We start from the raw sequence: 14,782 nt of genomic DNA, 5'->3' as shown, positions 1-14,782 counted from the left end.
CGGGAAGTAGCTCAGCTTGGTAGAGTACTTGGTTTGGGACCAAGGTGTCGCAGGTTCGAATCCTGTCTTCCCGATTGGTCAATACTTAAATTGAGGCAATTGCCTTTTTTTTTTTATTTTTATATTTGATTTTGATTATGATTATTACTATCTGAAATTTCACATTGCATTTTCTTAAATGTTTTGTTACCTTTTTATGTCAAAACTAATAAATGTGTAAAGAATTATCTTATCGATAGTTCTTTTTTTTAAAATTTGATATCCTAGGCATATGAAAAGAATCAAAATTGATGTTGTAGTTGTTCCTTTAAGTGGTCATTTGTACCCAACAATGAATTTATTAATACCCTTACTTAATAACCCTCGGTATGATATTCGCTTATTCACTGGTCCTCAAAGAAAAGCCGTTGCTGAGTTTGTAGGTTTTCATGTAGTTCCAATACTAGAAAATCACATTGAGAATTTTGAACGGGCTGCTAATAATGATCAGCAATTAGGGATATTGTCAGCTTATCAACAACTTTCTTCTAGTATTGATTTAATTAATCTAGTTTCAGATCAATTATTGGAAGAGTGGCAAAAGGATCGCCCTGATATCGTCATTGCTGATTTTATAACCTTGTCTGGAGGTTTAGTAGCTAATCAACTTGGAATTCCTTGGATAACCACCATGGCTACACAATTTGTTTTAGAGACTACTGATGGCCCGCCTTGTCTAATTGGTGGAATGGGAAGTCCCAAGAATGGCTGGCAAGTTTCAGTACAATTTTTAGGCAGAAAAGCAACTCGTTTAGTGAAACGAATTGTATCTTTTCTGCTTCGTGATCGCTTAAAAAGATATCATTTTAAATTGTATAATCAACTCGGTCATGAGACCATATATTCTCCATATTCAATTCTTGGTATTGGTATGAAAGAAGTAGAATTAAAAAAGGGATTTCCAAAACACTACAAGTGGGTTGGCCCTTCTGGTGCGTCAGTTGAGGCAGGAGAGGATTATCCTTTAGATTTGTCTCCTTTTATGGAGCGAAAGAAAGTTTTGATGACTTGTGGGACACAACTAGCTTGGGCAAAAGAAAATCTTATTTATCAAGCTACGCAACTTGCAAAAGCTCATCCTGATTGTCACTTTTTTGTAACTCGTGGTGTAGGTGGAGAGGCCTTCCAATGTGAAAATCTCATGGAGAACCTTTCCGTAGTTTCTTATCTACCTTATAAGGAGTACATTCCCCAGATGGATTACGTGATTCATCACGGGGGAGCTGGGATTTTTTATCAATGTATCATTTATGGTAAACCAGCTTTGATTCTGCCTCATGATTATGACCAATTTGATTATGCCATTCGTGGGGTTGAAGCCGGTGTTGCTTTCTCAGCTAAAAGAGATAGCAGTAAGGCCATTGGACAAGCCTTTGAGGAGCTGTTAGCTAAAGAAAATTGGCCAGAATTAGAGACTTTGCGCCAAGCAGCACAGTCTTATCATCCGACGGAAATGTTAGAGAGAGAAATCCATCGTCTGCTAGAAGATAAGGAGAGGGGAAAATGAAAACAGTTTTAATAACTGGAGCGACAGGTTTCTTGGGTAAATATGTCGTAGAAGAATTAGTCCAGCATGGCTATCAGGTTCGAGCTTTTGGTAGAAACAGTAAGATTGGTCGCTCTTTAGAGAATTCTTCGGTTAGTTTTTTTCAGGGTGATTTGACCAAAGCTGATGATGTGCTAGAGGCTTGCAAGGGGATGGATCTGGTCGTTCATGCGGGAGCACTGTCAACAGTTTGGGGCCCTTGGGAAGATTTTTATCAGGCTAATGTTTTAGGAACTAAATATGTTCTCGAGGTATGTCGTCAAACAGGTATTCAACGTTTAGTCTATGTATCCTCACCAAGCATCTATGCTGCTCCTAAGGATCAGTTGGCTATCAAAGAAAGTGATGCTCCAGAGGAAAATAATCTTAATAACTATATCCGTAGCAAATTGGCTTCAGAGAAACTTTTTAAAGATTATCCAGATGTTCCGAGTATCATCTTGAGACCTCGGGGGCTGTTTGGGATTGGGGACACTAGCATCTTGCCACGGGTTATCAATCTGAGTCAAAAACTTGGAATTCCTTTGATTGGAGATGGGCGTCAGCTCATGGACATGACTTGTGTGGAAAATGTTGCTCTGGCAATCCGTTTGGCCATAGAAGCTCCAGAAGCTAAAGGTGAAGTTTATAACATTACTAATGGTGAACCGAGGTCTTTTAGAGATTTGCTAGAGGAAAGTTTGACAGGTCTGGGTTATCCAATCAAATATAGAAAAATTCCAGCATCTCTCTTATCAGGAATTGCAAGCAGTTTAGAATTTATATACAAGACCTTGAACCTTAAAGGGGAGCCACCTCTAACTCGATATACCTATTATCTGCTTCGCTATAGTCAAACGCTGGATATTAGCAAGGCTGAGAGGGAATTGGGGTATCATCCGAAAATTAGTATTTCAGAAGGGATTGAACAATATGTCCAAGATTATCGAAAGCATTGAGTATTTCCCAGCGGGATATTGTACGAGTTATGCCGGTTTGCTTTTTAAGGGTGTCAAGAATAGAAAGATGACTTTCCCTGCAGGTGTCTTTTTGATCAAACACAGGGATAAAGGATATTTGCTCTATGATACTGGCTATCACTATGATATTAAGACGAAACTTCGTTATGCTTTTTACCGTTTGGGGACGCCAGTTCAAATGACGGAGAAAGATCAGATTTTGCACTTGCTGAAAGCTATAGGGATCAAGCCAGAAGAAATTAACGATGTCTTGTTGTCTCATCTACATCCAGATCATTTGGGAGGAGCAAGCTTCTTTCCGAATGCAAACTTTATCCTGACCCAGGAAGTCTATGATGTTTACAAGAAACCAAAACTAAAGGATTTAATTTTTAAAGAATTTTTGCCGAGTGACTTCGAGGAAAGATTGACTATCATCAAGGCAAATCAGCAAAATGCTAACTTTAAGTATCGCCCTACCATCGATCTTTTTGGAGATGGAAGTATCCTTGTAGCTTCGATAGATGGGCATGCTAAGGGCCAAGCCTGTCTCTTTATTCCAGACTATGATCTCTTTATCGCAGCAGATCTTTGTTGGGGAATAGACCTCTTACCTTACACCAAACAGATGCATCTGATTCCTTCCTTGGTGCAAGATAGTAAGGATGACTATATCAAAGGAACGGAGCTCTTGGAAGAGGTTTTAAAGGATGGAATAGAAGTGCTAGTTAGCCATGACCCTGTAGAAAGGATTGAGCAGATTTTGTATGAAAAAAGTAACCTTTCTTAAAACTTTTATCCAAACTCGCTGGCTTCATAACTTTAGATCTCGAGAAGCATTAGAAAACTATCAGAAAAAACAGCTGGCTGCCTATATGGACTTTCTCGAACGTGAGTCGCCTTATTTTAAAAATGGTGTACCTAGTGACTTTGACCATATGGATAAGGCTTTTATGATGACGCATTTCAATGAGCTCAACACCCAAGGAGTGGATCGAGACGAGGCCTTGGCTTTGGCTATCGAAAGTGAAAAGACCAGGAATTTTACAGAGCTTAAGGGAGAAATAGCTGTTGGGTTGTCTTCTGGAACATCTGGACACCGGGGACTCTTTATCACAACTGAAAAAGAGAGAAGTATGTGGGCAGCAGCTATCTTGGCAAAGATGTTGCCCAAAGGCCAACTTTTTGGGCACCGCATAGCCTTTTTCCTCAGAGCGGATAATGAACTCTATCAGACCATCAATACGGCACTTATTCGTTTAGAGTACTTTGATATTTTCAAGAATACAGATGATCATATCGAGCGTCTCAACAATTATCAACCGACTATTGTAGTGGCACCTGCTTCTATGTTGATTGAATTGAGCAAGCGTCTAAAAGCAGGAGAGCTTAAGATTCAGCCGCAAAAAATCGTCTCAGTGGCAGAAATATTAGAAGATAGTGATAAAGAGCGAATTTTGAGCGCTTTTGAGTTGCCAATTATTGACCAAGTATATCAAGCAACAGAAGGTTTCCTAGCTTGTACTTGCTCTGCTGGGAATCTTCATCTCAATGAAGACATCATTTTTGTGGAAAAACACTACTTGGATGACCGACGTTTTTATCCAGTCATTACTGATTTTAAGCGGAGCAGTCAGCCTGTTTATCGCTACCAGCTCAACGATATCTTGGTTGAGAATCCTGAACCTTGTCCATGCGGGTCTCATTACACAAGGATTGACAAGGTCGAAGGGCGTTCTGACGACATCTTCTATTTCGATGGCCAAGATGGAGGTCAGGTAACGATTTATCCTGACTTTATCAGACGTTGCATTCTCTTTGTGGAGAATGTTGGAGATTACCAAGTTAAACAACATTCTGAGAAGCTAGTGGAAGTTTGTTTGAGTCGAAGAGATGAGCAAGTAGAAACAGCGATTACAGAGCAGTTTCGACTTTTGGCGCAACAAAAAGAGTTTAAAGAACCTGAAATACAATTTTCAGATTATCACTGGGATACAAGTCGTAAGCTCAAACGTATCCAACGTTTATGAAAGGACAAAAAATTATGACAGAAGTAAAAAGACATGTAGAAATTGCAGGTTATGGAGTCTGCCTTCCAAAAAATACGGTACAATTTAAAGACCAGACCCGTCATCGTGTGGTTGAAAATGAGGAAACGCAACTAGATTTGGCAGAAGCAGCTATCCAAGCTGCACTTAAAAATGCAAATTTGAGTATGAAAGATATTGATTGCCTGGTATCAGCTAGTGCGGTTGGTGTTCAGCCGATTCCTTGTACGGCAGCTTTGATTCATGAACGTGTGGCAAAAGGGCTCTCTATCCCAGCTATGGATATTAATACGACTTGTACAAGTTTTATTTCAGCTTTATCAACCATGTCACATTTGATTGAAGCTGGAGAATACCGTCGTGTTTTGATTGTATCCAGTGAAGTTGGTAGCTTGGGTCTTAATCCAAAGCAAAAAGAAAGTTATGAACTCTTTAGTGATGGAGCGGCTGCCTTTATTTTCCAATCAAGTGATAAGGACAAAGGAGTTATCGCTAGTCTTCAACGTACTTGGTCAGAGGGGGCTCACGATACAGAGATTCGTGGAGGCTTAACTTCTTATCAGCCAAAAGAGTACTCTGAAGAGACCAAGACAAATTTTATGTTTGATATGAAAGGCAAGAAAATTCTCTTACTTTCTGCTCGTGTCATCCCAGAAATGTTCCAAGAATTCCAAGAGAAATCTGGTATTTCTAAAGATGCTGTAGACTATATTATTCCCCACCAAGCTAGTCGCGCTCTTCCTTTGGTCATGGGAAAACTGGGTGTAGATGAAGACAAGTACCTTAATCTCGTTACGGATTATGGAAATATGGTCTCCGTTGCGGTACCTTTTGGTTTAGCCTATGCACTCGATCACGGATATGTGAAAGAAGGAGATACCATCTTCTTGATGGGAACTGCAGCTGGTATGACGGTCAATATGTTGGTTTTGAAATTGTAAAATAATAGCAGGCACCTATAAGTGGCCTGCTTTTTAAATTAATTTCAAACGTAAAACTATCGGCCTATACAGAAAAAGCTTGATAACTTTTACGAAACTAAGTATACTAGTAGGTAACAAGCATTTTCAGACAGTATATTAGGGAGTTTACTTAGAAATTGAGAGGGAGATATGGGAATCAGAAAATTTCGCTTATTAATGTCCAAGTATGGTTTTAGTATTGCGATTATCCTTATAGAATTAGTTCTTGTTTTCGGAATTATTCTTTACATGAGCCAGATTGCTCCGATTATTTGGGTGACTCTTGTATTTTTGATTAGCGTAGCAACCGTTATAGCGATTGTCAATCGTTCGATGTCACCTGAAAGCAAAGTGACTTGGTTGATTGTGACCTTTGTACCGGTGTTTGGTCCACTGCTTTATCTCATGTTCGGTGAGAGAAGACTATCAAAAAAAGAACTGAAACAACTCCAGGAATTGAATTCTATTGCATTTCATGAGAATAATGGGCGCCAACTCCATTTGCAACTACAAGAGACAGACAAACCAGCTTACGGAATTATCAATGCCTTGCTACATATGGATAGTAATGCAGAAGTCTATGACCAGACAGATTCACAATTTTTCGCAAGTGGTGAGGAAATGTGGCAACAGATGCTGGAGGATCTTAAAAGAGCAGAAAAATTTATTTTTCTAGAATACTACATTGTCGACGAAGGTTTGATGTGGGATAGCATACTCGAAGTTCTGGAAGAAAAGGCAGCTCAGGGAGTCGAAGTCAAGATGCTCTATGACGATATCGGTTGTATGGTGACTTTGCCTGGGGATTATACTGTTCATTTGCGTTCTAAAGGGATTGATGCTCATAAATTTAATAAGGTGATTCCTCGTATGACAGTGGCCTATAATAACCGTGACCACCGGAAAATATTAGTGATTGATGGACAAATTTCCTATACTGGAGGAATCAACCTTGCAGACGAATATATCAATCATATTGAACGTTTTGGACACTGGAAAGATAGTGGGATTCGGATTGATGGTCCGGCGACTCAAGCATTTACCAGACTATTTCTCATGAACTGGTACATCAACCGTGGGGAAATCACTGACTTTGATCAGTATCATTTGGAAAATCAGACACGATTTGGTAGCGGTCTTTGTATCCCATACGGCAGTGGACCTAAGCCGATCTATAAGACTAAGGTAGGGAAGATTGTTTATCAAAATCTGATTAACCAAGCAGAAGATTTTGTCTATATCACAACGCCTTATCTCATTATCGATTATGATTTGACAGAGGATATAAAAAATGCGGCGATGCGAGGCGTAGATGTGAGAATAGTCACGCCCCATATACCGGATAAAAAACTCATTCAACTTGTAACACGGGGAGCTTATCCAGATCTTTTATCTGCGGGTGTTCGCATTTTTGAATACACACCTGGTTTTATCCATAGTAAGCAAATGATTGTTGATGATCGATTCGCGGCTGTCGGCACTATTAACTTGGATTATCGTAGCTTGGTTCACCACTATGAAAATGCAGTACTACTCTACAAAACAGAGTCAATAGCAGATATTCGCAAAGATTTTGAAGGGATTTTTGAAGTGTCACAAGAAATCTTCTCGGATACTATAAATCCTACCTGGTATCAAATGATGATTAAAGAAATAACACAGTTATTTGCACCTATGCTTTAATTGAAAGAGACGTTTTTCGTCTCTGTTTCTGTAAGCAGTTTCCTTGACATCTTATTTATTTTTCGTTATCATATGTCCATATAATATATGGGAGTCTGTTTACAGTCTGAGAGGAAGTGTTAAACTTCGACCGCACCTGATCTGGGTAATGCCAGCGTAGGGAACGAATACTTGGCCTAATATTGCACCTTTTTCATATATGAAAGAGGTTTTTCTTTTTCCATAAAGAAAAACTGTAAATTAAAAGGAGGTTTGAATGAAAGCAAGCATTGCTTTACAAGTCCTGCCACTGTCACAGGGGATTGACCGCATAGCTGTAATTGATAAGGTCATTGCTTATCTGCAAGCTCAAGAAGTGACCATGGTGGTGACACCATTTGAAACAGTTTTAGAGGGAGAGTTTGATGAGCTTATGCGCATTCTCAAAGAAACGTTAGAAGTGGCGGGGCAAGGAGCAGACAATGTTTTTGCCAATGTGAAAATAAATGTAGGAGAGATTTTAAGCATCGATGAGAAACTTGAAAAGTATAATGAGACGGCATATTAGTCTGTTAGGATTTTTAGGTGTCTTATCCGTTTGGCAGATGGCGGGATTCTTGAAACTCTTACCAAAGTTCATCCTGCCGACACCACTTGAGATTCTCCAGTCTTTTGTTCGTGACAGAGAATTTCTCTGGTACCATAGTTGGGCAACCTTGAGAGTAGCCTTATTAGGTTTGGTCTTGGGTGTCTTGATAGCCTGTATTATGGCCGTCCTTATGGATAGCTTGAGTTGGCTCAATGACTTGATTTACCCCATGATGGTAGTTGTCCAGACCATACCGACAATTGCCATAGCCCCTATCCTAGTTTTATGGTTGGGGTATGGAATCTTGCCCAAGATTGTCTTGATTATCTTGACGACAACCTTCCCTATTATCGTCAGTATTCTAGATGGATTTAGGCATTGTGATAAGGATATGCTGACCTTGTTTAGTCTGATGCGAGCCAATCCTTGGCAAATTCTGTGGCATTTTAAAATCCCTGTCAGCCTGCCTTACTTTTATGCAGGACTTAGGGTTAGCGTCTCCTACGCCTTTATCACAACAGTGGTATCTGAGTGGTTGGGAGGCTTTGAAGGACTAGGTGTCTACATGATTCAGTCCAAAAAACTGTTTCAGTATGATACCATGTTCGCGATTATTATTCTGGTATCACTGATCAGTCTTCTGGGTATGAAGCTAGTTGATATCAGTGAAAAATATGTGATTAAATGGAAACGTGCTTAAAAGAAGCGTTTTGTAAAAAGAAAAGAGGAAATATAAATGAAGAAAACATGGAAAGTGTTTTTAACGATTGTAACAGCTCTTCTAACTGTCGTGCTTGTGGCTTGTGGTCAAGGAACAGCTTCTAAGGATAACAAAGAAGCAGAACTCAAAAAAATTGACTTTATCCTAGACTGGACACCCAATACCAACCATACAGGGCTTTATGTAGCCAAAGAAAAAGGTTATTTCAAAGAAGTTGGAGTGGATGTTGATTTGAAATTGCCACCAGAAGAAAGTTCATCTGACTTGGTAATCAATGGCAAAGCACCGCTTGCTATTTATTTCCAAGATTACATGGCTAAGAAATTGGAAAAAGGGGCAGGTATTACTGCCGTTGCAGCGATCGTTGAGCACAATACATCAGGGATCATCTCTCGTAAGTCTGACAATATCAATAGTCCTAAAGATTTGGTAGGTAAGAAATACGGAACTTGGAATGACCCAACTGAGCTTGCTATGTTGAAAACCTTAGTAGAATCTCAAGGTGGAGACTTTGACAAGGTTGAAAAAGTACCAAATAACGACTCAAACTCGATTACACCGATTGCCAATGGCGTTTTTGATGCTGCCTGGATTTACTATGGTTGGGACGGTATTCTTGCTAAATCTCAAGGTGTAGATGCTAACTTTATGTATTTGAAAGACTACGTTAAAGAATTTGACTACTACTCACCAGTTATCATCGCAAACAACGACTATCTAAAAGACAACAAAGAAGAAGCTCGTAAAGTCATCCAAGCTATTAAAAAAGGTTACCAATACGCTATGGATCACCCAGAAGAAGCGGCTGATATCCTCATCAAAAATGCACCTGAGTTAAAGGATAAACGTGATTTTGTCATCGAATCTCAAAAATACTTGTCAAAAGAATATGCAAGTGACAAGGAAAAATGGGGACAGTTTGATGCTGACCGCTGGAATGCCTTCTACAAATGGGATAAAGAAAATGGTATCCTCAAGGAAGACTTGACTGATAAAGGATTTACCAACGAATTTGTAAAATAATGACAGAAATTAGACTAGAACACGTAAGTTATGCCTACGATGATGAAAAGATTTTAGAGGATATTAACCTACAGGTAACTTCAGGTGAAGTGGTCTCTATCCTAGGGCCCAGTGGTGTAGGCAAGACCACTCTCTTTAACCTGATTGCAGGGATTTTAGAAGTCCAGTCAGGTAGAATTGTGCTTGATGGCGAGGAAAATCCCAAGGGGCGCGTGAGTTATATGCTCCAAAAGGATTTACTCCTAGAACATAAGACCGTTCTTGGCAATATCATTTTGCCCCTTTTGATCCAAAAGGTTGACAAGACAGAAGCCATTGCTCGAGCGGATGAAATCCTTGCGACCTTCCAGTTGACAGCCGTAAGGGACAAGTATCCTCATGAATTGAGTGGAGGGATGCGGCAACGTGTGGCCTTGCTGCGTACCTACCTTTTCGGGCACAAGCTCTTTCTCTTAGATGAGGCTTTCAGCGCCTTGGATGAGATGACCAAGATGGAACTTCATGCCTGGTATTTGGAGATTCATAAACAGCTAGGCCTGACAACACTCATCATTACGCATAGTATTGAGGAAGCCCTCAATCTCAGCGACCGCATCTATATCTTGAAAAATCGTCCTGGGCAGATTGTCTCTGAAATCAAACTAGACTGGTCTGAAGGCGAAGACAAGGAAGTTCAAAAAATTGCCTATAAACGCCAGATTTTAGAAGAATTGGGCTTGGAACTATAGATAAAGAACTGAAAACAACTTAAACTACAAAAAACTTCTGTACACTATTAATGATACCGAAGTTTTTTTCTAGACTTTACGAAATATTTCTTAGACTTGATGATAAATAACATACTTTCAAAGGATTTGAAAGCTAGCTGTAACTTCTTTATTATAACATAAATGTAGAATAGAAAATAAAGCATAGTTTGCTAACGGTGGCTATTTTTAAAACTCAGTATTTTCAAGGACTTAGCCTTTAAAATTTGACTTATAGAGTCTTAAATGATAGTATAGTCAAAGATAGTCAAAGTTTAAGAAGGAGGTAGCAAGCTATGAAATTTAAAAATACATCGGACCATATTGAAGCTTATATCAAGGCGATTTTAGAACAATCTGGTATCGTAGAATTGCAACGAAGTCAGCTAGCGGATACCTTTCAAGTCGTACCTAGCCAGATCAACTATGTGATTAAGACTCGTTTTACAGAGAGTAGAGGATATCTAGTTGAGAGTAAACGTGGTGGTGGAGGCTATATTCGCATTGGTCGAATCGAATTCTCTAACCATCATGATATGCTCCGCGATTTGTTGTATTCAGTGGGTGATGAGGTGAACCAAGTCATCTTTGAAGATGTCTTAAGACTCTTAGTCGAACAAGAACTCATGACCCGCCAAGAGATGAGTCTATTATTAGCTATGGGGACAGACCGAATTCTAGGTGAGGAAGCTAATTATATTCGTGCCAATATGCTTCGTCAGTTGTTGCATGAAGTAGATAGAAAAGGAAAATAAAACGACATGAAATATTCAAAAGCATTGAGAGAATGCATCGATAGCGCCTTTCTGGTAGCGAGTCGCTTTGGTGCAGACTACCTAGAATCATGGCACCTACTGATTGCCATGGGCAATCATAGCTACAGTGTTGCTGGAGCAACTTTAAATGAATTCCCGTATGAGATTGATCGTTTAGAGGAAGTAGCTGTAGAGTTGACAGAAGCCAACTATAACCACAAGGAAGATTACAAGAAACTCCCATTTTCCTATCGTTTGAACGTCTTGATGTTGGAGGCGGAACATGTTGCTTCGGTGGTACATGCCAAAGCATTGGGGACAGAGCATCTTCTCTACGCTATCTTGCATGATGGCAATGCCCTAGCTACTCGCATTTTGGAAAAAGCAGGATTTTCTTATGAAGACCAGAAAGATCAAGTCAAGATTGCTGGACTTCGTCGTAGTCTTGAAGCGCGTGCTGGTTGGACAAAGGAAGATTTGAAGGCTCTGCGTCAGCGCCATCGCTCAGTAGCAGATAAGCAAAATTCGATGGCCAATATGATGGGCATGCCTCAAACTCCAAGTGGTGGTTTGGAAGATTACACTCACGATCTTACAGAGCAAGCTCGTTCAGGCAAATTGGAACCAGTTATTGGACGTGATCAAGAAATCTCTCGTATGATCCAAATCTTGAGTCGAAAAACAAAAAACAATCCAGTTCTAGTTGGAGATGCAGGTGTGGGTAAAACAGCTCTGGCACTTGGCCTTGCACAGCGAATTGCCAACGGAAATGTGCCTGATGAGATGGCTAAGATGCGAGTACTAGAACTCGATTTGATGAATGTGGTTGCGGGAACCCGTTTCCGTGGAGACTTTGAAGAACGTATGAACAATATCATCAAAGATATTGAGGAAGACGGTAAGGTTATCCTCTTTATCGATGAGCTTCATACTATTATGGGATCTGGAAGTGGGATTGACTCGACCTTGGATGCGGCCAATATCCTGAAACCTGCCCTAGCGCGTGGAACTCTGAGAACTGTTGGGGCAACCACTCAGGAAGAATACCAAAAACACATCGAAAAAGACGCAGCCCTTTCTCGCCGCTTTGCTAAAGTGATGATTGAGGAACCAAGTGTGGCTGATAGTATGGCTATCTTACAGGGCTTGAAGGCAACTTATGAGAAACACCACCATGTCCAAATTACAGATGATGCAGTCGAAACAGCTGTCAAAATGGCACATCGCTATTTGACTAGTCGTCACTTGCCAGACTCAGCGATTGATCTTTTGGATGAAGCGGCAGCAACTGTCCAAAATAAATCGAAGCACGCTAAAAAAGATGAGTCAGGTTTAACAGCAGCGGACAAGGCCTTGATGGATGGCAAATGGAAACAAGCAGCTCAGCTCATTTCAAAAGAACAGGAAGTTCCAGTCTATAAAGATCTAGTAAAAGAGTCTGATATTTTGACCACCTTGAGTCGCTTGTCAGGTATTCCAGTTCAAAAATTGACACAAACGGACGCCAAGAAATATCTCAATCTAGAAGCTGAACTACATAAACGTGTTATCGGTCAGGAACAAGCAGTGTCTAGTATCAGTCATGCCATTCGCCGAAATCAATCTGGTATTCGTAATAACAAACGTCCAATTGGTTCCTTTATGTTCCTAGGACCAACAGGTGTTGGTAAGACAGAATTGGCCAAAGCCTTGGCAGAAGTTCTCTTTGATGACGAGTCAGCCCTCATTCGTTTTGACATGAGTGAATATATGGAGAAATTCGCAGCTAGTCGTCTCAATGGAGCTCCTCCAGGTTATGTAGGCTACGAAGAGGGCGGAGAGTTGACCGAGAAGGTTCGTAACAAACCGTACTCAGTCTTGCTCTTTGACGAGGTAGAGAAGGCCCACCCAGATATCTTTAATGTGCTCTTGCAGGTCTTGGATGATGGTGTCTTAACAGACAGTAAGGGTCGCAAGGTTGATTTCTCTAATACCATTATTATCATGACTTCAAACCTTGGTGCGACAGCTCTTCGTGATGATAAGACAGTCGGTTTTGGAGCTAAAGATATTCGTTTTGATCAGGAAAATATGGAAAAACGGATGTTCGAAGAATTGAAAAAGGCTTATCGTCCAGAGTTCATCAACCGTATTGACGAAAAGGTGGTCTTCCATAGCTTGTCAAGTCAAGATATGCAAGAAGTGGTTAAAATTATGGTCAAACCATTGATTGCAAGTCTCGCAGAAAAATGCATTGACTTGAAACTCCAAGCATCTGCCCTTAAGCTTCTAGCTCAGAAGGGATATGATCCAGAAATGGGAGCTCGCCCACTGCGCAGAACTCTGCAAACAGAAGTAGAAGACAAACTAGCAGAACTCCTTCTTACAGGTGAATTGAAAGAAGGTAAGACACTTAAGATTGGCGTCAAAGCTGGTCAATTGAAATTTGAGATTGTTTAAAATTGTGAGGTTGGAACAGATTGTTTCCGCCTCTTTTTTTGGGAAGTTGTTACTCAAATAAGCATTTGAATTGTGCATTTAGTTTAAGGAATTCAAAAACGAATTTCTACTGATCATGTTTTGTATATCAAGAAAAAATCCGATCATGTAGAAAATATTTTTATAAAAATTAATAAAAAAGTGTTGACAAATAATAGAAGGAGTAGTATGATATAAAATATAAAAAGTTATAAAAAGGTTAAAAAGACATGAAAAAAAGGATAGCAGTGGTTTTTGGAACCTTTGCTCCCTTGCATCAGGGGCATATTGATTTAATCCAAAGAGCAAAACGACAATGCGATGCTGTATGGGTGGTAGTTTCAGGTTATAAGGGAGATCGTGGTGAACAGGTTGGACTTACACTACAAAAGAGGTTTCGCTATATTCGTGAAGCATTTCGAGATGATGAGTTGACCTCTGTTTGTAAACTTGACGAAACCAATATCCCTCGCTATCCAATGGGCTGGCAGGAGTGGTTGGATCAGATGTTGCAGGCCATTTCCTATGACCAGACTGGTGAGGAACTAATCTTTTTTGTAGGAGAGTCCGAATACCAACAAGAATTGTCAGAACGTGGTTTCGAGACTGTTCTACAGGAAAGAAAATTTGGAATTTCGGCTAGCATGATTCGTGAAAATCCAAGCAAATATTGGAAATATATCGCTCAACCTTTCCGTCGTCAGTTTACGAAAAAAGTGTTGATTATGGGAAGTGCTAGTAATGGGAAAACAACTCTAGCCAAGGATTTAGCTCGCTTTTATGATGCGCCGGTCAGTCTGGAGTATGCTCGTGAGTATCAGATAAAAAATAATGTCCGAGATGATGAGCTTACCCCCAAAGATTATTATTACCTTCTTTTGGGCCAATATGATCAAACTTCCAAGTTAATCGATAGCCATGCCAATCGAGGCCTAGTCATTGCAGATACCAACTCACTAGTAACCAAGGGCTACTACGATTACTACATGGAAAGCGAAGAGCAGGAGGACTTGTCCGTAGAGACCTTTGATAATCTCTTTGTTTCCATCGTAGCCAAGGAAAAGTGGGATTTAATCCTCTTTGTGCAACCTATTGGCTCTTATGTCAATGATGGTTTTCGCGACATGACCATGGCAGAAGACCATATCCGTCACAGTTTTTCTCAGCATTTGGATATGATGAGGGAGCAATATCTAGGAAATATCCCTCATGTTTATCTAGCTGATGACTATCTAGAAAATTATGAAGCAGCAAAAGTAGCTATTGATGCCATTTACCAAGCAGATTAGGAGAAGA

Annotated in this window: 13 protein-coding genes and 1 tRNA gene; all 14 read left to right on the top strand. The window is 40.1% G+C overall.

Annotated features, from left to right (window positions below; genetic code table 11):
• A tRNA-Pro gene (locus tag ACESNQ_RS08160) sits at positions 1 to 74 on the top strand.
• A gap of 197 nt (positions 75 to 271) precedes the next feature.
• On the top strand, positions 272 to 1,546 hold the full coding sequence (locus tag ACESNQ_RS08155; protein WP_373076072.1) for a glycosyltransferase: 1,275 nt from the start codon (positions 272 to 274) through the stop codon (positions 1,544 to 1,546).
• The gene (locus tag ACESNQ_RS08150; RefSeq protein ID WP_373076070.1) at positions 1,543 to 2,523 is read left to right on the top strand and encodes an NAD-dependent epimerase/dehydratase family protein; all 981 of its coding nucleotides are present in this window, start codon (positions 1,543 to 1,545) and stop codon (positions 2,521 to 2,523) included. The genes ACESNQ_RS08155 and ACESNQ_RS08150 overlap by 4 nt, the downstream gene beginning before the upstream one ends.
• Positions 2,498 to 3,313, top strand: a complete 816-nt coding sequence (locus tag ACESNQ_RS08145) for an MBL fold metallo-hydrolase (protein WP_373076068.1) — start codon at positions 2,498 to 2,500, stop codon at positions 3,311 to 3,313. The genes ACESNQ_RS08150 and ACESNQ_RS08145 overlap by 26 nt, the downstream gene beginning before the upstream one ends.
• The gene (locus ACESNQ_RS08140; protein ID WP_373076066.1) at positions 3,291 to 4,553 is read left to right on the top strand and encodes a F390 synthetase-related protein; all 1,263 of its coding nucleotides are present in this window, start codon (positions 3,291 to 3,293) and stop codon (positions 4,551 to 4,553) included. Before ACESNQ_RS08145 ends, ACESNQ_RS08140 begins: the two co-directional genes overlap by 23 nt.
• A gap of 14 nt (positions 4,554 to 4,567) precedes the next feature.
• Positions 4,568 to 5,512: a 3-oxoacyl-[acyl-carrier-protein] synthase III C-terminal domain-containing protein gene (locus ACESNQ_RS08135; protein ID WP_373076064.1), complete on the top strand. Its 945-nt coding sequence runs from the start codon at positions 4,568 to 4,570 to the stop codon at positions 5,510 to 5,512.
• A 171-nt stretch (positions 5,513 to 5,683) separates the two neighbouring features.
• A complete protein-coding gene (cls, locus tag ACESNQ_RS08130; protein WP_373076062.1) occupies positions 5,684 to 7,216 on the top strand; it encodes a cardiolipin synthase in 1,533 nt (510 codons plus the stop codon).
• Between the two features lie 256 nt (positions 7,217 to 7,472).
• Positions 7,473 to 7,763 carry a thiamine-binding protein gene (locus ACESNQ_RS08125; RefSeq protein WP_373076060.1) on the top strand — a complete coding sequence of 97 codons (291 nt, stop codon included), beginning with the start codon at positions 7,473 to 7,475 and terminating at the stop codon, positions 7,761 to 7,763.
• On the top strand, positions 7,726 to 8,484 hold the full coding sequence (locus ACESNQ_RS08120; RefSeq protein ID WP_373076058.1) for an ABC transporter permease: 759 nt from the start codon (positions 7,726 to 7,728) through the stop codon (positions 8,482 to 8,484). The genes ACESNQ_RS08125 and ACESNQ_RS08120 overlap by 38 nt, the downstream gene beginning before the upstream one ends.
• Positions 8,485 to 8,520: 36 nt before the next feature.
• Complete coding sequence (locus ACESNQ_RS08115; RefSeq protein ID WP_373076056.1) at positions 8,521 to 9,528, top strand: ABC transporter substrate-binding protein; 1,008 nt, start codon at positions 8,521 to 8,523, stop codon at positions 9,526 to 9,528.
• A complete protein-coding gene (locus tag ACESNQ_RS08110) occupies positions 9,528 to 10,256 on the top strand; it encodes an ABC transporter ATP-binding protein (RefSeq protein ID WP_373076054.1) in 729 nt (242 codons plus the stop codon). Before ACESNQ_RS08115 ends, ACESNQ_RS08110 begins: the two co-directional genes overlap by 1 nt.
• 314 nt (positions 10,257 to 10,570) lie before the next feature.
• Positions 10,571 to 11,029: a CtsR family transcriptional regulator gene (locus ACESNQ_RS08105; RefSeq protein WP_320694019.1), complete on the top strand. Its 459-nt coding sequence runs from the start codon at positions 10,571 to 10,573 to the stop codon at positions 11,027 to 11,029.
• 6 nt (positions 11,030 to 11,035) lie between these two features.
• Positions 11,036 to 13,468 carry an ATP-dependent Clp protease ATP-binding subunit gene (locus ACESNQ_RS08100; RefSeq protein ID WP_373076052.1) on the top strand — a complete coding sequence of 811 codons (2,433 nt, stop codon included), beginning with the start codon at positions 11,036 to 11,038 and terminating at the stop codon, positions 13,466 to 13,468.
• A gap of 248 nt (positions 13,469 to 13,716) precedes the next feature.
• A complete protein-coding gene (locus ACESNQ_RS08095; protein WP_373076050.1) occupies positions 13,717 to 14,775 on the top strand; it encodes an AAA family ATPase in 1,059 nt (352 codons plus the stop codon).
• Positions 14,776 to 14,782: the final 7 nt, after the last annotated feature.

Origin of the sequence: Streptococcus infantis, assembly GCF_964243025.1 — a bacterium.
GTDB lineage: Bacteria > Bacillota > Bacilli > Lactobacillales > Streptococcaceae > Streptococcus > Streptococcus infantis_N.
The sequence above is the reverse complement of the archived record's forward strand: the minus strand, read 5'-3'. Positions and strand labels throughout refer to the sequence as shown.